Source organism: Cellulomonas wangleii, assembly GCF_018388445.1.
Taxonomy (GTDB): Bacteria; Actinomycetota; Actinomycetes; order Actinomycetales; family Cellulomonadaceae; genus Cellulomonas; species Cellulomonas wangleii.
Window position 1 is genome coordinate 852074 of record NZ_CP074405.1, and the last position, 25291, is coordinate 877364.

The following is a 25291-nucleotide window of genomic DNA, read 5'->3' on the forward strand; positions in this document are numbered from 1 at the left end:
GCCTCAGCGCTCCCCGGTGACGGTGAGGGTGGTGGTGGCGCCGTGCTCGAGCGTGCGCCCGACCGTGCAGTGCTGCTCGACCGCGCGGTGCACCACGGTCAGCAACCGGTCACGGGCGGCGTCGTCGAGCCCGGACAGGTCGACCTCGAGCACCTCCGCCAGCGCGGGGTAGCGGTCCTCGGTGGGGTGTGACATGCCGCCGACGCGGATGGTCACCTGCACGTCGTCGCCCAGACGCCGCGCCAGCGCCGCGTCCGAGGACAGGCCCGTGCACGCACCCAGCGCGATCTTCAGCAGCTCGCCGGGCGTGAAGGTGTCGGGGTCGCCCAGCGACCCGATGCGCACCTCCCCGCCGCGGGAGCTGCGCCCCACGTACTGCCGCGTGCCGGTGCGCTCCAGCCACAGCGCCGTGTCGTCCGCGTTGGCGAGCGGGTCCTGCGCGCCGCTCACCGCGGGCACGTCGGACGGGTCGCCCGGTGCCGTGCCGGACCCGGCCGGTGCCGGGTCCCCGGCGAGGTCGCGTGCGTCCTGGTCGGTCGTCATGGGGCCGATCCTCGCACGCAGGTGCGACGTGCGCCGGGCGGACGCGGCACCCCGCACCGGCCGGCTGCGGGCCCCGCACCGGCACGGCGCGGCGACGTCCGGCGGGGCCGAGGACGAGGAACGCGGGGGTGACGCGGGTGGCTCGCGTGAAGGTCCTGTGCACGGGGTTCCGTCGGGAACACCCCGTCGTGTCGGATCGTTCTGATGGCCAGGATGAAGAGATACGAGGAACTCGAGACCGAGGACGGCAAGGTCGTCCGCTACCAGCGACACGAGAACGGCGGCGGCCTCGTCGCCAGGGGCGCGAAGGTCGACCCGACCGCCTACGTGGCCGACTCCGCGTGGATCGACCCCGGTGCCGTGGTCGAGGCCGGTGCGTCCGTGGGCAGGTACGTCTGGGTCGAGCCCGGAGCCGTCGTGCAGGAGCGCGCGCGGCTCGGGTCGCACGTGCACGTCGGCCGTGAGGCGCTCGTCGGGCGCGGCTGTCGGCTCGGGGTGCGCGTCGACGTCGGGGCACGGGCCCGGCTGGACGCCGGCCTCGTCGTCGAGCCCGAGGCGAAGGTCGCCGAGGGGGCGCACGTCGAGCGCAGCGGCTTCCCGCCGCACGTCCTGGCCGCCTGAGACCCACCGCACGGCCCACGACCGCGCAGGTCAGCCCGGTCGCGCGTGGCCCTGCCCGCGTGCCGGCGCGGACCGCCGGACGTCACCCGTTGGGCTGGCGTGCGGCGCCGGTGGCGCGAGGCAGGATGTGCGCCATGCGCAGCGACATCTTCGACCAGTCCAACCTCGAGGTGGAGAACGGGCAGCGGTTCGTCCTGCAGAGCCCCAAGATGCTCAAGGTCACGCTCGGTGAGCCCGTGCTGGCCGCCAAGGGCGTCATGGTGGCCTACCAGGGTGCCGTGCAGTTCCACCACAAGGGCTCGGACTCCCTCGCCAAGTTCGTCAAGCGGGCCATCAGCAGCGACGACCAGTCGCTCATGACCGTGTCCGGGCAGGGTGACGTGTTCTTCGCGCGCTACGCCGAGGACGTCTTCATCATCCAGCTCGAGGGTGACGCCATCAGCGTCGGCGGCACGTCGCTGCTCGCGTTCGACGCGTCCCTGCAGTGGGACCTGCACCGCACCCGCGGCGCCGGGGTGATGACCGGCGGGTTCTTCAACACGGTCGTGCACGGGCACGGCTCCGTCGCGCTGACGTCCGACGGCAAGCCCGTCATCCTCGACTGCTCGCAGCAGCCGACGTACGTCGACCCCAACGCCGCGGTGTGCTGGTCGGCCAACCTCGCGCCCGAGGTCGTGTCCAGCCTGAACATGACCTCGATGCTGCGCGGCGGGTCCGGCGAGGCGTTCCAGTACAAGTTCCACGGTCCGGGGTTCGTGGTCGTGCAGCCGTCCGAGGGCTTCGCGGGCGTCGTCCAGACGAGCTGACGGGCGCCGGGTCCCCGACCTGGCTGTGGAGGCGTTGCTGCCGGAGACCGGCAGCAACGCCTCGCACCAGGGGCCCCCGCGGCTCAGCCGCCGAGGACGCGCTGCCACCAGGAGCGCCGCGGTGCCAGCAGACCGGGCACGGCGCCGTCGGGTGCGCCGGCCACCTGCGCGGCGGACGCCGGCGGGGGGACGGGGACGGCGGGGCGCTCCCGGAGCGTCGTCATGACCCGGTCGAGCAGGTCGTCGACCGCGTCCTGCGCGTAGCCCTCGCGGAACTTCGTGGCCTGGAACCTCGCCTGCAGCACCCCGTCCGCGGTGACGGGGTCGTCGATCGCGGTCCCGCTCTCCACCGCGCGCAGCGTCGCGACGACCTTGGCGAGCAGGTCGTCGACCTCGTCCTTGTCGTACCCCTCGGTGAGCTTGGTGAGGGGCAGGCGGGCCTGCTGGACGTCGTCGGCGGTGAGCATGCGCAGATCGTGCCACCGGGACCGCCAGGCGTCGCCCGGACGTGCCGAGGCGTGTCGGCGACGTCACCCGCCGTGGGACGGCCGGTGCCGCGACCGGGCGGTCGGTCGCGGCACCGTGCCGAGCTCAGGCGAGCACGGGGTCCTTGCGGTCGTCGGAGCCCTCGTCGTCGGAGTCCCGGTCGTCCGTGCCCTGGCCGTCCTCCCCCTCCGGCTGGTACCAGTCGGTCAGCACCGGGTCGTCGGTGTCCAGCCACGCGCCCGCGCCCTCGTCGGGCTCGGTGGCCACGACGCCCACGACGAAGTCGTCGCCGTGCTCCTCGATGCCGGCGCGGACGCCCTGCTCCAGGGCCTCGCGGGCGTACCGGCGCCGCAGGGTCAGCGGGTCGCGCGCCAGGTCCTTGGCCCACGCGACCATCACGAAGATGATGACGACGGCGAACGGCAGCGCCGCGACGATCATGAGGCTCTGCAGGCCCGTCAGCGCGACCTGCCCGCCGCCGACCAGCAGGACGGCGGCGATCGTCGCGAGCGCGACACCCCACAGGACGGTGGTCCAGCGGCGCGGCTCGGGGTTGCCCCGCTCCGAGAGGCTGGCCATGACGATGGAGGCCGAGTCGGCGCTGGTGACGAAGAAGATGACGATCGAGATCACCGCGGCCACCGACGTCAGGGCGCCGAACGGCAGCTCGTCGAGCAGCAGGAACAGCATGTCCTGGCCGGACTCCGCCTGGCTGATGCCGGCCCCCGTCTGCTCGAACCACATGGTGGTGCCGCCGACCACCGTGAACCACACCAGGCACACGGCACTGGGCACCACGATGACGGCGGTGACGAACTCGCGCAGCGTGCGGCCGCGGCTGATCTTGGCGATGAACAGCCCGACGAAGGGCGTCCACGACACCCACCACGCCCAGTAGTAGGTGGTCCACGCGCTCATGAACTCCTGCGCGTCGGGGGCCGTCGCGGCCGACTGGGCCATCAGCGTCGGCAGCTCACCGACGAACGTCATGAGGGCGCCGGGGATCAGGTTGAGGAGCAGGACGGTCGGCCCCGTCACCAGGACGAAGAGGCCGAGCGCACCGGCGAGCGCCATGTTGATGTTGGACAGCGCGCGGATGCCGCGCTTGAGGCCCGACACGGCCGAGAGGATGAACGCCACGGCGAGCACCGCGATGATGCCGACCAGCGCCGCGTTGCCCAGGGCGCCGATGCCACCGACGACCTCCACGCCGCGGCCGATCTGCAGCGCGCCGATGCCCAGGGACACCGCGGTGCCGAACAGCGTGACGACGATCGCGAAGACGTCGACGACCTTGCCGAGCAGGCCGTGGGAGCGGGCACCGAAGATCGGCTCGAGCAGCGCCGACATCAGCGGGACGCGGCCCTTGCGGTACGCCGCGTACGCGACGGCACCGCCGATCAGCGCGTAGTAGGCCCACGCGATGGGGCCCCAGTGGAACGTCGTCTGCGCGAGCGCCACGTGCATGGCGGCGTTGCTGCCCGCCTCGGTCGACGCGGCGAACGCCGGCGGCAGGTCCGTGAAGAACGTCATCGGCTCCAGCGGGCCGTAGAACAGCAGACCGATGCCCATGCCGGCGGAGAACAGCATGGTGATCCACGAGACGGTCGAGAACTCCGGGCCCTCGTCGTCCTGTCCCAGCCGCACCGCGCGGTGCCGCCCGAACCCGACCCACATCATGAAGCCGAACACGACCACGGTCAGCACGCTGAAGAACCAGCCGAAGTCCTGCGTGACGACGTCGAAGCCGGCGCCCGCGAAGGCCGCGAGCCCCGACGGGTTGGCGACGCCCCACACGATGACGCCGGCGACGAGCGCGGCGGCGACCGCGAACACGACCGTGTCGACGCTGAACCGACGGTGCGTCTGCTCGACGCCGATCCCCGGCAGGAGCGCGGGGTGCGGGGTCCCGACGGTGCTCGGTGAGGTCACCTCCTGCAGGATGCGCGTGGCGCGTGCCCGCTGCGCGGCGGTGCGCTGACCGTCCTCGGTAGGCGGGGGTTCCGTGCGATGGTCGTTCACAGCTGCCTCTCGTCGGTGGCCGGGCCACGGAAGAGGGTCACGGCTCAGCGGTGGGAGCGCGAGCGATCGGACCGAAAGTTGCGGACCCTGCACGGGGGACCGCGCGGGTTTGGCCCGTCGCGCCGCGGTGGGTAGAACGCGCGCGTCGGGCGCGGGAGGTGGCGGGCGTAGCCTCGTGCGGTCGTGAAGCCGTCTGGGTGAGGAGTCCCGTGTGACCTGGGTCGAGCATGCCGTCCTGTGGCAGGTGTACCCGCTGGGCATGACCGGCGCCCCGATCCGGGACCGCGTCGCCGACGACGCCGGCCACCGCCTGCGGCGTCTGGAGCCCTGGCTGGACTACGCCGTCGAGCTCGGGGCGTCCGGCCTGTCGCTGGGGCCGGTCTTCGAGTCACAGACCCACGGGTACGACAGCACCGACCAGCTCGCGATCGACCGTCGGCTCGGCGACGACCAGGACTTCGACGCGCTGGTGGCCGCGTGCCGCGAACGCGGCCTGCGGATCGTGCTCGACGGTGTGTTCAACCACGTCGGCGCAGGTCACCCGTACTTCCAGCAGGCGCTGCGGGAGGGGCCCGGCAGTCGCTACGCGTCCTGGTTCCGCATCGACTGGGACGCACCCGGGGGACCCCGGGCCGCGAACTTCGAGGGGCACAGCTCCCTGGTCGCCCTGGACCACACCCAGCCCGAGGTCGCCGAGTACGTCGCGGGTGTCATGCGGCACTGGCTCGCCCGGGGCGCCGACGGCTGGCGGCTCGACGCCGCCTACGCGGTGCCGCCGGAGTTCTGGGCGCGGGTGCTGCCCGCCGTCCGCGCCGACCACCCCGACGCGTGGTTCGTCGGCGAGGTGATCCACGGCGACTACGCGGCGATCGTCGCGGAGTCCGGCATGGACTCGGTCACCCAGTACGAGCTGTGGAAGGCGCTGTGGAGCTCGCTGCTCGACCGTAACCTCTTCGAGCTCGACTGGTGCCTGACCCGGCACGACGGGTTCCTCGAGCACTTCAGCCCGCAGACCAGCGTCGGCAACCACGACGTCACCCGCATCGCCAGCAGGGTCGGCCCCGAGCGGGCCGTCCTCGCCGTCGTCGTCCTCATGACCACCGGCGGTGTGCCGTCGGTGTACTACGGCGACGAGCAGGCGTTCACCGGCGTCAAGGAGGAACGGCTCGGCGGCGACGACGCGGTCCGCCCCGCGCTGCCCGACGACCCGAGCGGCCTGGACCCCGAGGGCTGGTGGATGTACCGCGTGCACCAGCAGCTCATCGGCCTGCGGCGCCGGCACCCGTGGCTCGTGCACGCCCGCACCGAGAAGGTCGAGCTCACCAACACCCGCTACGTGTACACGGCGCGGTCGGCGGACGGCGAGCAGTCCCTCACCGTCGAGCTCGACCTCGACGCGACCCGGGCCGTCGTCCGCGACCCCGCCGGGACGGTGCTCTTCCAGCACGGCTGACCCGAGGCGTTCACAGGTTCACGCACGACACTCGTGCGACCCACCGATGGGGCGTCGACGCCGACGGAACGGAGGAGGTCGTCACCATGCCGACGCTGCTGCAGCCCGTCCGCCGGGTGCTGGGCGGGCTCGTCGAGGCGCACCTGGACGCGTTCGGGAAGACGTACGCCAAAGCACGCAGGCGGGCGGTCCCGCCGCAGCGGGCGTACGCCCTGGCGACCGTGGTCGCGCTGGTCCTCGCCCCGGCCCCGACGCTGCGGGGCCCGCGCCGCGAGTGGGCCTGCGCGTGCGAGGAGGAGATCGCGGTGCGCCGGGCGCACCGGGTGCTGAACCGGCCGTCGGCCGCGTGACCTGCGGGCTCGTCGCTCCGGTTCACCCACCCGGGGTCCCGGGGGCGTCGGTAGTGGCGGCGGATCCGGCCACGAGGGCTGACCCGAGGGGGCCGCGAACCGGGCGGCGACGAGGTCACTGAGACGCGCGAGCGGCCACGGGCCGGCCGGGGTCCGAGCCTGCAGCGCTCACCCGGGTCGGCAGGGCAGTGCTCGGCGACCGCCGTATCAGCGCGGCTGCGAGCAGGCTCCTCCCAGCACACGACCACTGACCCAGGAGCCCGTCATGGACGACCTCGCCCGCTTCATCGTCATGCGCCCTCCGGACCTGCCGACCCGCGGTGAGGTGAAGGTGCTCGAACCCCCGTCGATCGACACCACCGCGGGCCGCCGACCGGCGGCGGAGCAGGCGCGCGACGTGCTGCGCTCCGAGCACGCGGTCCGCCGCGTGGAGGACCTGCGTGCGGGGTCCGTCGCCGTCCGCGTGCAGCACGTGCTGTCCGCCGGCCACGTGCCCCTCGCCGCGCTCGCGGACGCCGTGGAGGCGGTCGGCGGACGGGACGTCGCCACGGTGGTGGCCGACGAGACGTTCGGCACGGAGGAGGGCGCTCTCGCCGACACCCTGGTCGCCACGAAGATCCTGTCCGGGTGGCCGGACGTCGACGCCGCCGGGCTCGCCGCCGCCGCGCAGGGCTACGACGCGCTGCGGCGCGCGTCGCAGGGCGAGGACCCCGTGGGTCTGCGCCCGCTGCAGATGCCCGGGCCCGTGAGCCCGCGGGGGGAGGAGCCGCACGGTGGGGACCCTCGACCGGGCGGGGGCGACGAGCCCCGGCCAGGCGGCGGTGACGGCCCTCGACCGGATGGCGGCACGGACTCCCGTGGCGACGACCGGCCCGGCCGCGAGGACCCGCACCTGCGTGAGGCGCGGGTGCAGGAGGCGCGGCTCGGCACGGCGCTGCGTGCGCTGCGCGGGCTGCGCGCCGACGCCTTCGCCGCAGGGGCGGGCGCGGACGATCACCGGACCGGACAGCCTGCGGCCGTCCCAGCCGGCAGCACGTCGCGGGCGGCGGCGGGTCCCGCGGTGCCGCATGACACCGACCTCTCCGTCCGGTCCCCGTGGCTGCTGCGCCGCGAGGCCGTCGCCGACCTGCCGACGGACGTGCGCGGCACGCTCGCCGACGCCGGGATCGACCCCGCTGCCGTGCCGCTGCCGCAGCTCGTCGAGCAGGTCGAGGCGCTGCGGCTCGCCGAGGCGGCCGTCGTCCGCGACCTGTCGGCCGGGCCGCGCGTGCGCGGGCTCGTCCACGTCGGCGCAGGCTGGCTGACCGAGCCGCACGACGACGACTGGGTCGGCACCCCGACGACGGGGATGCCGACGGGGCACGGCGACGTGAAGTCCGTCGGCATCGGCGAGCTGCTCCTCATCAAGCAGCACGTGCTGCGGTACGAGGGCGGTGAGCTGGCGCACGTCGAGAACGTGCTGCGCTCCGAGCACCTCTCGCGCGAGACCCGGCGGCTGGACCGCACGGAGACGACGATCCTCACCGAGTCCGAGCACACCCAGGAGGACGAGCGGGACACCCAGACCACCGACCGGTTCTCCCTCAAGCGGGAGACGACCGCCACCCTCGCCGAGGAGTCGACGTTCACCGCCGGCGTCCAGGTCACCGCCAAGTACGGGCCGTTCGTCGAGGTCGAGGCCAGTGCCGAGCTGGGGACCGCGAGCTCGAGCGAGGAGACGGCGAAGCAGTCGACCGAGTTCGGCAAGGACGTCGTGACCCGCGCGGCGAGCAAGGTCGTCGACCGGGTGCTGGAGCGGCGCTCGACCACCACGGTCACCGAGTTCGAGGAGAAGTACGGCCACGGGTTCGACAACACGGCGGGGTCCGGCAACATCAGCGGCGTCTACCAGTGGGTCGACAAGGTCGTGCAGGCGCAGGTGTACTCCTACGGCAAGCGCATGCTGTTCGACATCACCGTCCCCGAGCCGGCCACCGCGTTCCTCCTCACGCAGAGCGCCCCGGACGACGGCACCGCGCCGCAGCCGCCGGTGCCGTTCACGATCACGTCCGACCAGGTGACGGAGGCCGAGTACCCGGTCTGGGCGCGCCGGTACGACGTCGGCGGGCTGGAGGCCCCGCCGCCACCCGTCAAGACCCTCAGCAAGGCGTTCGCCGGGGTCTTCGCCGAGGGCGACCACGAGAGCTCGGCGTCCGGCGAGCTGGTCGTCGACGAGGGGTACGAGGCGCGGTACGCGCTCTTCCAGCGTTCCATGTCGTTCTACGACGACCACGTGTGGCGCGTCATGGTCGGCAGCAACTGGATCGACGCCTTCTCCGCCACCGGCTACGTCGACATGGCCTCCGAGGTGGGCTCCGTGGCGTACGCGTACCACGCCCGGCAGGTCCGCTCGATGGCGGCGACGGTCGAGATCTTCTGCGAGCGCACCGCACGCGCCACGAAGGCGTGGCAGCTCAAGACGCACGCGGCCCTCACCCAGGGGTACCTGGCCAAGCTGCAGCAGTACGAGAGCCGGCTCGCCGAGGCGGAGGCCCAGGCCGGCGTGGTCATCGCCGGGCGCAACCCGCTGTGGAACCAGCGCCTGGTCGCCACGGAGCTGCGCAAGCAGGCGCTGACGGTGCTCACCGCGCAGCACTTCGACGCCTTCGGGGCGCTCGAGCTGTCGTCGCAGGGGTACGCGCAGCCGGACCTCGTGCGGACCGCGCAGCAGATGCCGTACGTCCGCTTCCTCGAGCAGGCCTTCGAGTGGGAGCACCTCGTCCACTTCTGCTACCCGTACTTCTGGGGCTGGAAGCCCGCCTGGAAGCAGCGGATGCTGCTCGACGACGTCGACCCGCAGTTCGCCGACTTCCTGCGCGCCGGGGCCGCGCGCGTCGTCGTCCCCGTGCGCCCGGGCTTCGAGGCCGCGGTGTCGCACTACCTGGAGCGCGGGAAGATCTGGAACGGGGGCCCGGCACCGACCGTCAACGACTCCACGTACCTGCCGATCGTCAAGGAGATCCAGGCCGCGCAGGGCGCACCGGGCGACGAACGGCCCGTGGGCGAACCGTGGCTCGTCCGCCTGCCGACGACCCTGGTCAAGCTGCGGCCCGACGACGAGCTGCCCTCGTGGCACAAGGTCGACGAGGACTGGCAGCCGGTCGAGTAGCACCGGCGGGGCGGGCAGGAGCGGGCCATGAAGCAGTACGTCCTCGTCGCCGGGGTCGACTACGAGTTCAAGGGCGTCGACTTCCGTGTCATCGCCGACCGCCGTCGCGCGTGGCTGGAGCGGCGGAACACGAAGAAGGAGGACCTGCGGTTCGTCACGATGGACGTGCGCAGCGGGGAGGTCCAGGTGCGGACGGTGACGTTCGCGGGGGGCAGGCGCACGGAGGCCGTCACCGCGACGAAGGCCTTCACGCCGGTGACGCGCGCGAGCTACGCCACCTCCGGCGGGCACACGCGGTTCAAGCCGAACCAGCCCGGGGTCATGGGGATCACCGACGTGTTCCACCGGGTCGTCACCATCGGCGCGATCTCGCCGGGGACGGTGATGGAGCTGTCGATCTTCAGCCACGGGTGGATGGGCGGCCCGATCCTCGTCAACAGCACCGACGACCGGATGCACGAGGTCGCCGTCCCCATGCCGATCGGACCGCCGGTCGTGACCCTGGTGCCCGTCGCGGGGACCAGCCGCGACCCCGACGACAAGGACGGCCGGTCCGGGCTCGACTTCCGGGCGCCCACGATGGACACGGCCGACCTGGACAGCTTCCGCAAGGCGTTCCACACCGACGGCATCTCCTGGCTGTGGGGGTGCGCGTTCCCCAAGGTCGTCAACCACTCGCTGTGGGCGATGCAGCACGCGCCGACGTACAGGTCGTCCGGGCTCGCGGAGGACACGGTGCTGCGCCTCGACGACGTGACGCCGGACGACGTCGCCTCGCTCGAGGACGTGCTGCACCCGCTGCTCGGCACCTTCCCCTCCCGGCAGACGATCACGCTGAAGTTCGGCTTCCTGCGGTGGGCGTTCTGCGCCAAGAACCAGTCGTCGTACGCCGTTGCGCTCGCGGCGGCGACCCAGCGCCCGGTGCGCGCCGCGCTGCTCGGCACGTACGCCGAGTACGACACGACCGGCGACATGCTCATGAACGTGCCGGCGAAGTTCGGTGCGCACTTCGCGTTCTACAAGAACTACCTGGGGCTGCCGCTGGACCCCGAGGGGCGGCGGTACGGGGTGTACCCGCCGGCGCTGGTGTGCGCGCCGGCGCCGGCGCCGTGAGGGCCGCTTCGTGTGCGGCGGTGGCGCGCGGTGGTGCTGCTGGCGCACCGCGCCCGCTACCCTGGACCGGCGTCGACGTCGTGCTTCCGCGCGCGCCGACGCCGCACGGGGTCTTCCGCGACTCGTGGGCGGGTGCAGGGACGCAGGTTCGTCCGGGTTCTCGGTCACGGGGCGGTCGGATCCCATGCGCCTGTAGCTCAGGGGATAGAGCACCGCTCTCCTAAAGCGGGTGTCGGCAGTTCGAATCTGCCCAGGCGCACAGAGTGTTGTTGCAGGTTAGGGGCGGTTTCGGCGAAGTGGGCGCGGGGGCTGCGGCGGCCGGGCGAGTGCGGTCACGCGAGACCCCATTCTGCAGTCGTTGCTCGATGAGGCGCTGACGATCAGCGGGGACCCGGTCTGGCTGCGTCGTGCGGTGGCAGGTGCGCGGCGATGACCCCGCGCACCGTCAAGGCCGATGAGGTGATGCGTCGAGGACGGCTGGTGAAGGCGGAGCAGTTCGCGGACGCGGCGGTTGCGGTCGAGATGCTCGCCGACCAGGCTTCGGACGTCGCCGACGCCTACGTCACGCTGGGCGTCCACGCAGGCATTGCCGCCGCGGACGTGGTCTGCGCCGCCCGACTCGGCGAGTACTCCCGTGGCGAGCGTTCGCGGCCGACTACCTCGCCAGGTTGTTCCTTTCCGAACACCGCCGGAAGTTCGTGAAGCGCAAACCCGTTCGATCTCGCTGTCATCGTCGCCCTGGCGCTTCTGCGTCCGCTACGCCTGCTGCGGCTCGTCGCACTCGCCAGCGTGCTCAACCGCGTCGGTTCCAGCCGGCCTGCGCGACGTTGAACCGGCGCTCGACCATGCCGACGTCTGGCAGGTCACCGGTACCGCCGTCCCGGCCGGCGGGCTGCTCTGCCGGGCCGCTCGGGCCTGACCAGGGTCTGGGGTGACCGTGGCTACCTGCGGTCGCGGTCGAGCCACTCGGCGTCGTGCCACGGGACCCCCACGCCACCGACGGGTCCGATCCGGAAGCCGGGGTCGTCGACGCGGAGCAGCGAGAGAATGCGGTGCCCGTAGAGAAGTGCTGTTCGGCTTGTCGCCGCCAGGACGTCCGCGAGGGCCAGCGCCTCCTCGGGAAGCCGCTGCCGGTAGACGTCGAACCCGGCGACCACCAGCGCGAGACCCGTCGACCCGACGCGCCAGCCGTAGTCGCCGTGGGCCACGTCGTCGAGGCAGTCGCGCAACGCATCGAGGTTGCGGCCGAAGTGCTCAGGGAACTGCAGCGCGCTCGCGAGGTCGCCGTACATGGTGGGGGCCGCTCGCCAGTCCGCGGCGTTCAGGTACACGACGTCATAGCCGAGGTCGACGAGGCTCCGCACCGCGTCCTCGAGCACCTGCGGCCGGCGGCACAGCACGACGCCACCGGCGCGGGCGATCCGGAAGTCGACCGCGTGCGTGATGTCCGCATCACGATCGAAGGCCGCCACGACGCGCACGCTAGTGCTTGGCCGACCCGGACGGCGGACACCCGGCCGGGCGTCGTCACAGTTCGCCGCAGCTGCGCACGCACTGCCGTGCGGGTCGGTGGTCGGCCGGGGAGGCCCGACTCACGTCAAGGGGCGGTCGGCGGTGGCCGATGTCAGTACCGTGCCCTCGTCCGCATCGCCCCGACCCTCGACCCCGATCCCGCTGACGACGAAGGTCGGCCTGGCCGGTCTGGTCCTCGTGGCCAGCCTGGGCGCCACCAGCGGGATCAGTGGGGTCGTCGTCCTCGCGGGCCTCTACCTCGCGGCCACCGGCGCGTGGGCGGTGCGGCGGCGTCGCTCCTGGCTCGGGCGCCACAGCCGCGGGGCGGCCAGTGCGGTCCTCGCCGGCGGGCTCGTGCTCGTCGTGGTCGGAGGGGCGATCGCGGCACCTTCGGCCACGGAGGACCCCGGCGCGAGGGCCCTCGTCGCCGCCACGGCCACGCCGGACCCCGTGCGGACGCCCACCCCGGCGCCGACGCCCACGCCGCCGACCCTCGAGCAGCAGGCCGCCGCGCTGCCCGCTCCCGAGCTCGCTGCCGAGGTCGACGTCGTCGCGGCCCAGCAGTCGGCGGCACCGCAGACGGCCCTCGCCGTCGTCGCCCTGCTCGAGGTCAAGGGACGGGCGCCGAAGACCGGGTACGACCGCGACCTGTTCGGCAGCGGGTGGGTCGACACCGACCGCAACGGCTGCGACACCCGCAACGACATGCTCGCCCGGGACCTGGAGAACGAGACCTTCAAGCCCGGCACGCGCGACTGCGTGGTGCTCACCGGCACCCTCGCGGACCCGTACAGCGGCACGTCGATCGCGTTCACCCGCGGCCAGGAGACGAGCAACGCCGTGCAGATCGACCACGTCGTCGCGCTGTCGGACGCGTGGCAGAAGGGTGCCCAGGGGTGGGACGAGCCCACGCGCGTGGCCTTCGCCAACGACCCGCTCAACCTCCTCGCCGTCGACGGGCCGCTCAACATGCAGAAGCGCGACGGGGACACGGCGACCTGGCTGCCGCCGCACAAGCCGTACCGCTGCGCGTACGTGGCCCGGCAGGTCGGCGTGAAGCACACGTACGGGCTGTGGGTCACCGAGGCCGAGCGCAACGCCATGGTGAGCGTCCTGTCCACCTGCGCCGAGGAGCCTCTGCCCGCCGGTGCGAAGGAGGTGCCTGCGCCCGCTCCGGCGCCTGCCCCGGCCGCCGCGCCTGCTCCGGCACCTGCCCCCGCCGCCGTGCCCGCCCCGGCCCCCGCGCCGGCAGAGCCTGCCGCACCGGCCCCGGCGCCCGCCCCCGCGGACCCGCCGGCACCGGCACCGGCTCCGGCCGCGGTCCACTACAAGAACTGTGCGGCGGCCCGTGCAGCAGGCGCCGCACCGGTGCGCGTCGGGGAGCCCGGCTACGGCACCCACCTCGACCGCGACGGCGACGGGATCGGCTGCGAGAGCTGACGTGGTGCGGGCCGGTCGGCCCGCCCGGGTCGCCCGCCCGACGCACCCACGTGCCGTCGCCGCAGCGCGATCCGCACGCCGACGGCGCCCCCGTCACGACCACCCTTGACGTCACCCGAACGGCTCCTTACGTTGTCACCCATCTGCCGCGTCTAACGTTAAAAACGACGGGGCAGGAGGAAGTGGGCTGCCTCGGCCCGCGCGCCGGTCAGCGAGGACCGGTGGGGCGCCGGGTGGCGCACGGTCATGTCGACCGGATCAGGGGCCCGCGGCAACGGAGCGGCGGGGTCCCGGGGGAGGAAGCGACCATGAGGACGACCACACGACGACCTGGCGGGGCGCCCGGGACGAGGACGGGCGCTGCGCGCCGCCTGGCTGCGCGCTGGGTGGGGACGGCCGCCGCGGTGACGCTGGTGGCGGTGGGTGTCGCCGCGCCGGTGCAGGCCGCCGGCACGGACGGCACGTACGACGTCGAGATCCGCGTGGAGGGCCGCGGGGGCACCGTCACGGGCGCCGGCAGCTACGAGGCCGGTGAGACCGTCGACCTGACCGCCACGCCCGGCAGGGGCCACGTGTGGGGCGGCTGGACGTCGCCCGAGCTCGGGTGGATCGGCGCCCGCGTCGGCTCCTTCACCATGCCGGAGCAGGACGTCGTCCTGGAGACGTCGTTCCGCAAGGCGATCAAGCCGCTGAAGGACGTGTACCGCGACTACTTCGACGTCGGGAACATCTGGTCCCACCCCGGCACGTACGAGCAGGGGTCGCCGGCGTCGGAGACGATCGCCAAGCACTACAGCGTCATGACGGCCGAGAACGCCATGAAGCCCGACCAGCTGCTGCCCAACGACAACATCGACCCGGAGACCGGCGCCTTCACGTTCAACTTCGCCCAGGCGGACGCGTTCGTCGACGAGACGCTCGCCCGCGGCATGAAGGTGCACGGGCACGTGCTGGTCTGGCACGGGCAGTCCCCGGCGCGGCTCAACAGCGGCACCACCGGCGGCACCCGCGCGCAGGCCCGCGCCAACATGGAGCGGTACATCACCGAGGTGCTCACGCACTTCGACGGTCGCGCCGTCTCCTGGGACGTCGTCAACGAGGCCTTCGTCGACGGGCTCGCGGAGTTCGACCCGGCCACGCAGGACTGGCGCGACTTCCTGCGCGGCGGGCCCAACGGCGGGTTCTCCCGCTGGTACACCGCGTACGCCAACGGCGCGGACACGGCGGCGGGGGAGCACCCGGCGGACTTCCTGTACGACGCGTTCGTGTTCGCCCGCACCGCCGACCCGGACATGCGGCTGGAGTACAACGACTTCAACGTCTTCCAGTCCGAGGGCAAGGCGCAGGCGATCATCGCGATGGCGACCGACCTCAACGCCCGCTACGCGGCCGAGCACCCCGAGGACCCGCGCCCGCTCGTCGAGGCGATCGGCATGCAGTCGCACAACTACATCAACCAGACCCCGGCGTTCGCGTGCTCGTCGAACACCCGCCTGCCGCAGCTCGTGGACGACGCCGCCGCGGAGTGGCAGCCCGGCGCGTGCTCGGACGAGGCGTCCGTCGAGCGGTCGATCCAGCTCATCACCGAGGCCGGGTTCGAGGTGAGCATCAGCGAGCTCGACCTGCAGGTGTGGGAGGCGTGGAACGGCCAGCCCGAGGGTGACGACCGTGCCGCGTACCGCGACCTGACCGACCCGTCCGTCGCCGACCGCATCTCGCGCGAGGGCTTCACGTACTGGGTCGGCAAGATCGAGAACCGGGCCGAGCTGGAGCGGATCCAGGCGCAGCGGTTCGCCGAGTACTTCGCGGTCTACAAGACCTACGCCACGGACATCGACCGCGTGACGTTCTGGGGGCTGAACGACCAGCTGAGCTGGCGCTCCACCCACAACCCGCTGATCCTCAACAGCGACTTCTCCGAGAAGCTCGCCGCGGTCGCCGTGGCCGACCCGGAGCGGTGGCTCGGGATCCGCGGGCACCTCAGCGACACCTCGAAGCTGCAGGAGGCGGTCGACCAGGCCGAGGCGCTCGACCTGCGCGGCCACACGTACACCGGCAAGAGCGTCGGTGCCGTGCGCAAGGCGCTGGGCAAGGCCACGTCCGTCCTCGCCAAGGGCGCCCCGCAGGCCAAGGTCGACGAGGCGACCGCCGCGCTGCTCGACGCGATCGCGGCGCTCGAGCCGAACGGGCCGAAGGGACCGAAGCCGCCGAAGGCGCCGAAGCCGCCGCACCGCCCGCACCGCTGAGCCGACGAGGCCCCCGCAGGTCACCGGCGGCAGCCGGGACGCCTGCGGGGGCCTCGCCGTGTCCGCCGCCGCCGCGACCGGCTCCCGCCGTGCGTCCCACCCGTCCCGCCGCCCGGTGTCGGACCGCCCCGCCGCCCGGATCGTGACCCAACCGTGCTCTGCGTCACCGGCCGGTGGTCCCGTCCCGGCGGTCGCCGTGCGCGTACCCTGAGGAGGAGGCGCGGCTCCGGTCCCCGTGAGCCGCCGCCCCGACCGGACACCGCCAGGTGCACGGCGAGCCCCTCGGTCACCGCACGGCGACGTCGGCGAGCGATCCTCGGAACGGCGATGACGCGGGGCCCCACCCCGCCCCGGTGCTCCACGCAGGTGTCCGGCGACCCGGCGCCCGAGGTGGGTGCCCCGGCCCGGGCTGCCGCGTGCCGGACCGGTCACCGGCGCACGACCCGTCGCGGCGTGGTCGCCGGTGCTGTGCCGTGGTCGCGGGTGCGGACGTGCGAAGGAGGAGATGTGGCAGGAGCAGGCCGACGTCGGTCCGGAGGCTCGCGCGCGGGCACCGCAGGCTCGCGAGCGGGCACCGGGGTCCAGCGCCGCAAGGCGCCGCGCGCCGTCGAGCGCGGGCTCGTCCCGGTGCTCGCCGAGGTCGCCCGCGAGGTCGACCGCGCCGTGCAGCGCACACCCATCCGCCCGTCCGTCCGGACCAAGTTCCAGGTCGTCGCGCTGCTGGTCCGCGAGGAGCGCGCACGCCTCATGGCGGACGACCAGCTCGGCCAGTCCCGCCGCACCCAGCAGCTCAAGCGGCTCGACGACATCGCGACGATGCTCGCCCGCACCGCCGCCCGCGACACGTCCCTGCTCGCGCTGCTCGCCGACGACGCCCGGCTGTCCGACGCCGCGCACGCCTACAAGGCGACCGTGATGCGCGAGGCCGGCATGGAGCCGCCCGCCGAGGAGCCCACCCCCGCCGCCCCGACGACGCCCGTCGTCGTCCCCGAGAACCGCGTGGTGCCGCAGTCGGTGCGCTCGCGTCAGCTCGCCAACCCGTTCCTCGCACCGGACTTCGAGGCCGCCGCCGAGCGCCGGGCCGCGCAGCCCCGGCGGCTGGCCGGCTGGGAGCTGCTCGAGCCGCTGTTCCGGTCCTTCGAGTACGCCGCCACGGGGGCGCCCGCCTGCATGCCGCTGCCGACGCCCCGGGTGGTGCCCGTGCCCGCCGGGCGCGAGCTCATGCCGCACCAGGCGCAGGTCGTCGCGGCGACGGCCGCCGGCCACCGCACGTTCCTGCTCGCCGACGAGCCCGGCCTGGGCAAGACCGCCCAGGCGCTGCTGGCCGCGCAGGCCGCGGACGCCTACCCGCTGCTCGTCGTGGCGCCCAACGTCGTCAAGACCAACTGGGCGCGCGAGGTCGGGCTGTGGACGCCGTTCCGGCAGGCCACGGTCGTGCACGGCGACGGTGAGCAGGTCGACGCGTTCGCGGACGTCGTGATCGTCAACTACGACATCCTCGACCGGCACGCCGGCTGGCTCGGCGACTTCGGCTTCCGCGGGATGGTCGTCGACGAGGCGCACTTCATCAAGAACAAGACGTCGCAGCGCTCGCAGCACGTGCTCGCGCTCTCCGAGCGCATCCGCACCCGCGCGGGGCGCCCGCTGCTCATGGCGCTGACCGGCACGCCGCTGATCAACGACATCGAGGACTTCCGCGCGATCTGGCAGTTCCTCGGCTGGATCGACGACACCAAGCCGCTCGGCCGGCTCATGACCGCGCTGGAGGAGACGGGCCTGACACCCGCCGACCCCGGCTTCTACACCGCCGCGCGCAACGCCGTCATCGACATGGGCATCGTGCGCCGCCGCAAGGTCGACGTCGCCGCCGACATCCCCGCCCGCCGCGTGGCCGACCTGCCGGTCGAGCTCGACGGCGCCACGGGGCGCTCGATCCGCGCGGCCGAGGCGGCGCTGGCGCAGCGGCTCCTCAGCCGGTACCGGGCCGCGCTGGAGGCTCGCACCGGCGACCCGTCCGTCGACGGGCTGGACCTGGACCTGGCGCGCCGCGTCGCCGCGGCCGAGCTCAAGGACTCCAGCTCGAAGGCCAAGGGCGAGAACGTCTTCACGATGGTGCGGCGCATCGGCCAGGCCAAGGCCGGACCCGCCGCGGACTACGCCGCGCAGCTGGCCCGCAACGTCGGCAAGGTCGTCTTCTTCGCCAAGCACGTCGACGTCATGGACGCCGCCGAGCAGACGTTCGCCGAGCGCGGCATCCGGTTCGCCTCGATCCGGGGCGACCAGACCCCGCGGGTGCGCGAGAAGAACGTCACCGCGTTCGTCGAGGACCCCGACGTGCAGATCGCCGTGTGCTCCCTCATGGCCGCGGGCGTGGGCCTGAACCTGCAGGTCGCGTCGAACCTGGTGCTGGCCGAGCTGTCCTGGACGGACGCCGAGCAGACGCAGGCGATCGACCGGGTCCACCGCATCGGCCAGGGCGACCCGGTGACGGCCTGGCGGATCATCGCCGCCCAGACCATCGACGCCAAGATCGCCGAGCTCATCGACTCCAAGTCCGGTCTGGCCGCCCGGGCGCTGGACGGTGCGGGCGAGGACACGGAGTCGTCGACCGACGTGCAGCTCGACGCGCTGGTCTCGCTGCTCACCGACGCGTGGGCGGCCGACGGCACCGTGTGACGGTGCCGTCGTGCCGTCCCCGCGCTGAAGGGGCGCACCGCCCGGTCGAGGGCGGGCGTTCTTGAGGACGCCGGGGTGTCGGGGATGTGGGTCGGCGCGGATCGGCCGTTCCACATGTCTACCAAGCAGATTGCTCAACAGACTAGATGTTCGACCATCTGTATGAGGGACCGCGAGATCGCCCCGCGGACGCGTACGATCGACGGATGGACGACCCACGGCGCGACGAGGGCCCGGACGCCCTCGCGGCGGTGGCGCCCGGCGCGGACCTCGGGTGGTGCCTCGGCGTGATCCTGCGCCGGTGGACCGAGCTGGTCGAGGAGGCGGTCGCCGGTGTGCCCCACGGCACGCGCGGCTACCAGATCCTCTCGGTGGTCGGGCACCACGAGCCGCCGACCCAGAGCGGGCTGGCCAAGCACCTGCGCATCGACAAGACCGTGATGCCGTACGTCATCGACGCGCTCGAGCAGGCCGGCCTGGTCGAGCGGCGCATGGACCCCACCGACCGCCGGGTCCGGCGCATCGCGCTGACCCCGCACGGCCGGGCCACGCTCGCCGACCTCGAGGGCAAGGTCCGCGCGGCCGAGGACGCGGTGTTCGACGGTGTGCCCGACGACGCGCGACGCGAGTTCACGCAGCGCGCCGGCGAGCTCGCCGCGACCGTCCACGGCGCGCAGCCGGCGCTCGACCCCTGCCTGGCCGTGCGCGACGCCCTGACGGACCCCTCGCTCGCCGCGGGCTCCCGGTAGCCCGCCGGCACTGGAGGTTCGATGACGAGCAGCGACGGCGGGACGTCCGCGGCCCGGCTCGCCGCGCTCGAGCCCGGCACGACCACCGTCGCCGCCCTCGCGCTCTTCGACGCCCTGCCCCCGCTCGACGTCGACGAGACGCTGGGCCGCTGGGCCGGGCGCGGCATCCCCACGGCGCACCCGTTCGACGGGCTGCTGGAGGCGCTCGGCTGGTACGGCAAGCGCATGGACGCGCCCGACGACGTCCACCCGCTGGTGTTCCGCGGCGCGCGCGGCCGACTCGTCGCGATCACGCCCACGCTCCTTCCGCTGGGCCCCGCCCTGCGTCTGGCGCCCGTCGTGCCGCCCGCTGTCGCCGCGCGGGCGTTCGCCGTCCTGCGCCCGCTGCTGACGACCACCCGCCCGCAGGCACGCCTGCGCACCGTCGCCTACCGCGGGGTGCCGTCGGCGGCGATGGTCTACGACCGGCTGCCGATCATCGACGCGTTCCGGCGCGTCGACGACCGCACCGTGCTGGGGGTCATGGACCTGCGCGGATCGGCGCTCCCGTACGTCTTCGTGCTGCGGCGCGACCGGTAGCGCGAACAGGCGCAGGATGGCCCGCGGCATCGCCGCCGACGCCCCTTCGACGTCACCCAAATGTGGTGCCGCTTCCGCAACACGCGCCCGAACTTTTCCGGTTCGACTGGAAACGGGCAGCAGGTTGTGCTGGGCTACCGCACGCGTCCCCTGCGCGTCTTTTGTGTCACGCCCCCCGAAGCCGAGGTGCCCCGTTGACCACCGCCACCCACAGCTCTCCGTCCGACGACCGACCGGCGGAGGTGACGGGGCCCGCGTCACCTCGTGAGCGGCACGTCAGCGACTTCACCGAACTCGCCCGCGTGATCCGGGAGATGGGCCTGATGCGGCGGCGGCACGCGTACTACTGGACCCGGTTCGCCGTTCTCACCCTCGCGCTGGTCGGCATCGGCGTGGCGTTCGTGCTGATCGGCCCGTCGTGGTGGCAGATGGTGACCGCCGCGGTCCTGGCGGTGGTGCTGGGCCAGGTGATGTTCCTGGGGCACGACGCCGCCCACAAGCAGATCTTCGCCTCGAGCCGCTGGAACGACTGGGCCAGCCTCGTCCTGGCGAACCTCTACGCGGGCATGAGCTACGGCTGGTGGAACCACAAGCACGGCCGGCACCACGCCAAGCCCAACACCGTCGGCGCGGACGGCGACATCCAGCCCGGCGTCCTCGTCTTCACCACCGAGAACCTCGAGCAGACCCGCACCGGGTTCAAGGGGTGGTTCGCGCAGCGCCAGGGGTGGTTCTTCTTCCCGCTGCTGCTGCTGGAGGGCATCAACCTGCACGCGTCGGGGATCAAGACGATCTTCGGGCGCGGCCCCGTCAAGCGCCGGGCCGTGGAGATCGCGTTCGTCACGATCCGCCTGGGTGGCTACCTCGCCCTGGTGTTCTGGGTCCTGCCGGTCGGCATGGCGCTGGCCTTCCTCGGCGTGCAGCTCGGCCTGTTCGGCGTCTACATGGGGGCGTCGTTCGCGCCCAACCACAAGGGCATGCCCGTGGTGCCGGCGTCGGCCAAGATGGACTTCCTGCGCCGCCAGGTGCTGCTCAGCCGCAACATCACCGGCGGGCGGCTGGTCGACTGGTTCATGGGCGGCCTGAACCACCAGGTCGAGCACCACCTCTTCCCCAGCATGCCCAGCCCGGCGCTGCGCGAGGCGCGCCCGATCGTGCAGGAGTTCTGCGAGTCGCGCGGCATCACCTACACGCAGACCACCCTGGGCGAGTCCTACCGGATCGTCGTGCGGTACCTCAACGAGGTGGGCCTGGCCGCGCGCGACCCGTTCCAGTGCCCGCTGGTGGCGGAGTACCGCATGGCCCGCTGACGGCGCCCGTCGCGTTTAGCGACACCGCGACCGGCGGGGCCTCAGCGCGCTGCGCGCCGTCGGCCCGCGCGTTCCGCGAACGCGTCCATCGCCGCCAGCACCTCGGTCGCCTGCCACACGCGGCCGCGCCGACCGGGCGACGGCGCCTGCAGGACGCCCGCGGCCTCCAGGAACTCGATCGCGTTGCGGGCTCCGCGGTCGGAGCCGCGCCTGGACGACGACTTCGAGAGCGACGTCACCGCGGCGACCACGCTGCTCGTGCCGGACGAGAGCGACCCGTGGCGCGCCGACTGATCTTCGACACGAGCACCCTCATCGCCTACGAGCGCGGGACGGTCGACCGGGCGTCCCTCGACGACGACGACGACCTCGCGATCGCCGCGGTCACGGTGGCCGCGTTCCGGACCGGCATCGAGCTCACCGACACGGCCGCACGCGCCGCCGATCGCGCCCGCGTCCTGGCCGCTATCACGTCGGCGGTCACGGTCCTCGACTACACCGAGCGCACGGCGGTCCAGCACGCCCGCCTCATCGCGCACGTGCGGCGGACAGGGGAGCCGCGCGGTGCGCACGACCTGATCATCGCCGCGCACGCCGCCGAGGACGGGCGGGCGGTCGCCGCGTACGACCTCCGGGCGCGCTTCGGTGACCTGCCGGGGGTCGGGACGGTCGGCGTCCCGGGCGCCCGACGGCGGTAGCGCGCTCCTTCCGCACGGCCCGTCGGTCGCGGGTCCCGTGGCCCGGCCCGCCCGGCCCGCCCGGCACTGTCGTCAGCCCTCGTGCTCCGCGGACAGGCCCGCCGGGTCGTCGGCGCGCTCGCCGGACCGCTGCGCCTGCAGCTGCCGCAGCGCGTTGTCCGGCACCGGCTCCTGGCTCAGGCCGCGCCGCATCCGCTCGACCTGCGCGGCGGGCGCGCGTGGCGGCAGCAGCGGGGTGTCCCGGTCGACCACGGCCTGCACGACGCACGGCCGGTCCGCCGCCAGCGCCGTGCGCCACGCGTCGGCGACGTCCGCCGGGTCGTCCACCCGGACGGCGGCCAGCCCGAGCAGCTCGGCGTAGTCCGCGTACGGGAACGACGGCACGTCCTGCGAGACGTCGAAGCGCGGGTCGCCCTCCATCTCGCGCTGCTCCCACGTGACCTCCGCCAGGTCCCCGTTGTCCAGCACGAGCACGACGAACCGCGGGTCGGCCCAGTCGCGCCAGCGGGCGGCGACGGTGACCAGCTCGTTGATGCCGTTCATCAGCATGGCGCCGTCCCCGGCCAGCGCGACGACGGGCCGTTCGGGGTGCAGCAGCTTGGCGGCGATCCCGTACGGCAGGGCCGAGCCCATCGAGGCCAGGGTGCTCGACAGGTGCGCCGGCACGCCGGGCGGCAGCCGCAGGTGACGGGCGTACCAGTAGGTGATCGACCCGACGTCGACGGACACCTGGGCGTCGGCGGGGAGGTGCGCGGACAGCTCGTGCAGCAGCAGCTGGGGGTTGAGCGGCTCGGCGGGTGCGGCGACGCGCTCGGCGGCGATGCGCCGCCACGACGCGACGGCCGCGGTGACCTCGTCGCGCCACGGACCCGAGCGCTGCGGCAGCCGGGGGAGGAGCGCGTCGAGCGTCGCGGCGGCATCCCCCGCCAGCGGTGCCTCGACCGGGTACTTGGCGCCGAGGTTGCGCGCGGCCACGTCGACCTGGACCGTCCGCGCCTGCCCGAGCGGCGGGTAGAACTCCGTCCACGGGTCGCTGCTGCCGACGATCAGCAGGGTGTCGCAGCGGGCGAGCAGGTCGGCGGACGCGGTGGTCCCGAGGTGCCCCATGACCCCGGCGTGCATCGGCAGGCCCTCGTCGAACAGGGGCTTGCCGAGCAGCGACGTGACCAGGCCGGCACCCAGGCGCTCGACGACCTCCAGCACCTGGTCGGTCGCGCCGCGGGCGCCACGGCCCGCGAGGACCACGACCCGCTCGCCGGCGCCGAGCACCTGCGCGGCGCGGTCCAGGTCGTCGCCGGGGGGCACACCGACGGTCCGCGAGACCGCGCGCGACGTCTGCACCACCCCGTGCGACTGCTCCGGCTCGGCGGCCACGGCCTGCTGCACGTCGTGCGGGACGATCACGCACGTCGGGCTCGACGTCGCGATCGCGGTGCGCAGGGCGGCGTCCAGCACGGCGGGCAGCTGCTCGGGCGTCGTCACGGTCTGCAGGTACTGCGCGCACACGTCCTTGAGCAGCACCGGCAGGTCGACCTCCTGCAGGTACCCCGTGCCCAGCGCGGTGGTCGCCACCTGCCCCACGACCGCCACCACGGGCGTGCGGTCCAGCTTGGCGTCGTAGAGCCCGGTGAGCAGGTGGATCGCGCCGGGTCCCTGCGTCGCCAGGCACACGCCCACGCCGCCCGAGTACTTGGCGTGGCCGGTCGCCATGAACGCGGCCATCTCCTCGTGCCGCGCCGTGACGAGCTCGATGTCACCACCGGCCCGCGCCAGCGCGGCGAGCAACGGGTCGATGCCGTCGCCGGCGTACCCGAAGATCCGTTCCACGCCCCACTCGCCGAGCCGCCGCACGATCGCGTCCGCCACCGTCGTCATCCGACCGTCCCCCGTCTCGTCGCCCTCCACCGATGCTGGGCGCCCGGGGGAGATGCCGCATCCGGGAGCCCGGTCCGCCGCGCGGTGCGGCGGGGTCGTCCGGACCGCCCGACGTCCCGCACCATGGGGGCATGCGAGCGAGCGGATGGGCACGACCGGTGGCGGTCGCGCTGCTGGGAGCGGCTGTGGCGGCGGGCTGCGCGAGCGAGCCGCCCGCACCCGAGCCCGTGGTCGTCCGCGCGCCCGTCGACGTCGTGAAGGCCGCGGTCCCCCCGCCCCCGGTCGTCCCGGCAGCCGACCTGTCCACGCTGCCCGTCGCCGAGCCCCGCAACCTCGTGCCCGGCCTGCCCGGGACGGACGGCCTCGAGCAGCGGCGGAACGACGACCCCGCGCTCGGCGCCTGGCAGACCGCGACGGTCGTGCGGGACACCGCCGGGTACGACGCGATCAACGGCAGCCCCGTGGCGACGGTGCCCGCGGTGACGCTCGACGTGCCCACGGTGCTGCCCGTGGTCGAGCAGCGCGGCGGGTGGCTGCGCGTCATGCTCGCCACGCGCAGCGCCCTGCCCAGCCAGGACGTCGCGCAGGTCAACGGGCGCACCGCCTGGATCCGCGCGCAGGACACGACGCCGTCCGGCACCGACTGGCGCCTGCACCTCGACCTCGCGGCGCTGACCCTGACGATCGACGACGGCGCGACGACCCGCACCGTGCCCGTGACGGCGGTGGGTGCACCGGCGACGCCGACGCCTGCGATCCCGCAGTTCGTCGTCGGGTCGCAGTGGGAGCAGCCCGGCACCTCCACGCCGCGCGTGCTGCTGCTGTCCAGCCAGAGCGAGACCATCGACGTCTACGACACGGCGACCGGGACCTCGGCGACCGCCATCCACACCACCCCGTTCGACCGCACGGGGGCCATCTCCAACGGCTGCGTCCGGGTGAGCGAGGAGGTCCTCGACATGCTGTGGGACCAGGTCCCGGCGGGCACCGTCCTCACCGTGTCCTGAGCCGGGGCCTCGTCCGGGGCCCGATGCGCCGTCCGCCGACGCTCACCACCCGTGCGTGCCCGCACCGCCCTTGAAAGGACCCACCACCCGGCTCGTCCGCCACCCGCCGTAGAAGTCCCCCTCCTGGGCCTGCACGGTCTCCCCGTCGACGGTGCAGACCAGCCCCGCGGGGTACAGCGCGACGTGGTCGGCCAGCGCCTCGTAGCCGCGCGCCGGGTGCGGGTAGCCCCAGGCGCCGCGCGGCCGGACCAGGCGCCGCCCGTCGGCGTCCGTGCCGACGACGTCGTCGTACCCGGCGCGGCCCTTGAACTCGCAGAACGACTGCGCGCCCGGCACGGGCTCCAGCGCGCCGGCCGTCACGTCGGCCAGCGGCAGGTAGTACGTCGGCGGGTGGGAGGTCTCCAGCACGCGCAGCGCGCGGCGGGTGTCCGCGACGACCGTCGTCCCGAGCCTCACCACGACGTGCTCCGTGCTCGGCACGACCGCGGGCGGGCGCGGGTAGTCCCAGACGGACTCCTGCCCCGGGCCGGGCACCTCGGCGGTGCGACCGCCGGGCGGGGACGTGCGCGGGTGCCAGGTGCGGGCGGTGTCGGGTGCCATGCCCTCACGATCCTCGACGCGCGCGTTCCCGGCGCGCCGGGACGGCCCTCGACGCCC

22 protein-coding genes and 1 tRNA gene are annotated in these 25291 nt (G+C 73.7%); 16 read left to right on the forward strand and 7 right to left on the reverse strand.

The features are described 5' to 3' along the window. Window positions 1-3: 3 nt before the first annotated feature. Window positions 4-543, reverse strand: coding sequence for an OsmC family protein (locus tag KG103_RS04135; RefSeq protein ID WP_243656362.1), 540 nt, complete (start codon window positions 541-543; stop codon window positions 4-6). Window positions 544-756: 213 nt separating this feature from the next. On the opposite strand from KG103_RS04135, the gene KG103_RS04140 reads away from it, so the two are divergent. Together KG103_RS04140 and KG103_RS04145 are read left to right on the forward strand one after the other, a co-directional pair. After that, on the forward strand, window positions 757-1164 hold the full coding sequence (locus KG103_RS04140) for a transferase (RefSeq protein ID WP_242635795.1): 408 nt from the start codon (window positions 757-759) through the stop codon (window positions 1162-1164). A 134-nt stretch (window positions 1165-1298) separates the two neighbouring features. Continuing rightward, a complete protein-coding gene (locus tag KG103_RS04145) occupies window positions 1299-1970 on the forward strand; it encodes an AIM24 family protein (protein WP_207340589.1) in 672 nt (223 codons plus the stop codon). An 83-nt stretch (window positions 1971-2053) separates the two neighbouring features. Here the strand turns inward: KG103_RS04145 and KG103_RS04150 are convergent, their stop codons facing one another. Next, window positions 2054-2437, reverse strand: coding sequence for a DivIVA domain-containing protein (locus tag KG103_RS04150; RefSeq protein ID WP_207342378.1), 384 nt, complete (start codon window positions 2435-2437; stop codon window positions 2054-2056). A gap of 124 nt (window positions 2438-2561) precedes the next feature. Continuing rightward, on the reverse strand, window positions 2562-4388 hold the full coding sequence (locus tag KG103_RS04155; RefSeq protein ID WP_249670796.1) for a BCCT family transporter: 1827 nt from the start codon (window positions 4386-4388) through the stop codon (window positions 2562-2564). A 301-nt stretch (window positions 4389-4689) separates the two neighbouring features. Here KG103_RS04155 and KG103_RS04160 point away from each other — a divergent pair, with 301 nt between their 5' ends. The 6 genes from KG103_RS04160 (at window position 4690) to KG103_RS04185 (ending at window position 11244) form a co-directional block, all read left to right on the forward strand. After that, the gene (locus tag KG103_RS04160) at window positions 4690-5931 is read left to right on the forward strand and encodes an alpha-amylase family protein (RefSeq protein ID WP_249670797.1); all 1242 of its coding nucleotides are present in this window, start codon (window positions 4690-4692) and stop codon (window positions 5929-5931) included. An 86-nt stretch (window positions 5932-6017) separates the two neighbouring features. Next, the gene (locus KG103_RS04165; protein ID WP_207342376.1) at window positions 6018-6281 is read left to right on the forward strand and encodes a hypothetical protein; all 264 of its coding nucleotides are present in this window, start codon (window positions 6018-6020) and stop codon (window positions 6279-6281) included. 265 nt (window positions 6282-6546) lie between these two features. Beyond that, complete coding sequence (locus tag KG103_RS04170) at window positions 6547-9429, forward strand: hypothetical protein (protein ID WP_207342375.1); 2883 nt, start codon at window positions 6547-6549, stop codon at window positions 9427-9429. Between the two features lie 27 nt (window positions 9430-9456). Further along, window positions 9457-10542: a hypothetical protein gene (locus KG103_RS04175; RefSeq protein ID WP_207342374.1), complete on the forward strand. Its 1086-nt coding sequence runs from the start codon at window positions 9457-9459 to the stop codon at window positions 10540-10542. Window positions 10543-10728: 186 nt separating this feature from the next. Further along, window positions 10729-10801, forward strand: a tRNA-Arg gene (locus KG103_RS04180). Window positions 10802-10971: 170 nt separating this feature from the next. Continuing rightward, on the forward strand, window positions 10972-11244 hold the full coding sequence (locus tag KG103_RS04185) for a hypothetical protein (RefSeq protein ID WP_207342373.1): 273 nt from the start codon (window positions 10972-10974) through the stop codon (window positions 11242-11244). Between the two features lie 239 nt (window positions 11245-11483). On the opposite strand, the gene KG103_RS04190 is transcribed toward KG103_RS04185, so the two are convergent. Next, window positions 11484-12014: a barstar family protein gene (locus KG103_RS04190; RefSeq protein ID WP_207342372.1), complete on the reverse strand. Its 531-nt coding sequence runs from the start codon at window positions 12012-12014 to the stop codon at window positions 11484-11486. Between the two features lie 160 nt (window positions 12015-12174). Between KG103_RS04190 and KG103_RS04195 the strand changes: the two genes are divergently transcribed. From KG103_RS04195 to KG103_RS04220, 6 genes are all read left to right on the forward strand, one after another. Beyond that, a complete protein-coding gene (locus KG103_RS04195) occupies window positions 12175-13494 on the forward strand; it encodes a GmrSD restriction endonuclease domain-containing protein (protein ID WP_249670798.1) in 1320 nt (439 codons plus the stop codon). A 308-nt stretch (window positions 13495-13802) separates the two neighbouring features. Next, window positions 13803-15740, forward strand: coding sequence for an endo-1,4-beta-xylanase (locus tag KG103_RS04200; protein WP_207342370.1), 1938 nt, complete (start codon window positions 13803-13805; stop codon window positions 15738-15740). 507 nt (window positions 15741-16247) lie between these two features. Further along, on the forward strand, window positions 16248-18416 hold the full coding sequence (locus KG103_RS04205; RefSeq protein WP_207342369.1) for a DEAD/DEAH box helicase: 2169 nt from the start codon (window positions 16248-16250) through the stop codon (window positions 18414-18416). A gap of 206 nt (window positions 18417-18622) precedes the next feature. Then, window positions 18623-19165, forward strand: coding sequence for a MarR family winged helix-turn-helix transcriptional regulator (locus KG103_RS04210; RefSeq protein WP_207342368.1), 543 nt, complete (start codon window positions 18623-18625; stop codon window positions 19163-19165). A 21-nt stretch (window positions 19166-19186) separates the two neighbouring features. Then, window positions 19187-19744, forward strand: a complete 558-nt coding sequence (locus tag KG103_RS04215) for a DUF4334 domain-containing protein (protein ID WP_207342367.1) — start codon at window positions 19187-19189, stop codon at window positions 19742-19744. 194 nt (window positions 19745-19938) lie between these two features. Continuing rightward, the gene (locus tag KG103_RS04220; protein WP_242635793.1) at window positions 19939-21054 is read left to right on the forward strand and encodes a fatty acid desaturase family protein; all 1116 of its coding nucleotides are present in this window, start codon (window positions 19939-19941) and stop codon (window positions 21052-21054) included. Between the two features lie 41 nt (window positions 21055-21095). Here the strand turns inward: KG103_RS04220 and KG103_RS04225 are convergent, their stop codons facing one another. After that, window positions 21096-21293: a hypothetical protein gene (locus tag KG103_RS04225; protein WP_207342366.1), complete on the reverse strand. Its 198-nt coding sequence runs from the start codon at window positions 21291-21293 to the stop codon at window positions 21096-21098. A gap of 39 nt (window positions 21294-21332) precedes the next feature. Between KG103_RS04225 and KG103_RS04230 the strand changes: the two genes are divergently transcribed. After that, window positions 21333-21752: a PIN domain-containing protein gene (locus tag KG103_RS04230; RefSeq protein ID WP_207342365.1), complete on the forward strand. Its 420-nt coding sequence runs from the start codon at window positions 21333-21335 to the stop codon at window positions 21750-21752. A 72-nt stretch (window positions 21753-21824) separates the two neighbouring features. Here KG103_RS04230 and KG103_RS04235 read toward each other — a convergent pair whose 3' ends face one another. Further along, the gene (locus KG103_RS04235) at window positions 21825-23627 is read right to left on the reverse strand and encodes a thiamine pyrophosphate-requiring protein (protein WP_207342364.1); all 1803 of its coding nucleotides are present in this window, start codon (window positions 23625-23627) and stop codon (window positions 21825-21827) included. A gap of 131 nt (window positions 23628-23758) precedes the next feature. Between KG103_RS04235 and KG103_RS04240 the strand changes: the two genes are divergently transcribed. Beyond that, window positions 23759-24634: a L,D-transpeptidase gene (locus KG103_RS04240; protein ID WP_207342363.1), complete on the forward strand. Its 876-nt coding sequence runs from the start codon at window positions 23759-23761 to the stop codon at window positions 24632-24634. A gap of 42 nt (window positions 24635-24676) precedes the next feature. On the opposite strand, the gene KG103_RS04245 is transcribed toward KG103_RS04240, so the two are convergent. Next, a complete protein-coding gene (locus tag KG103_RS04245; protein ID WP_207342362.1) occupies window positions 24677-25234 on the reverse strand; it encodes a DUF427 domain-containing protein in 558 nt (185 codons plus the stop codon). Window positions 25235-25291 lie beyond the last annotated feature (57 nt).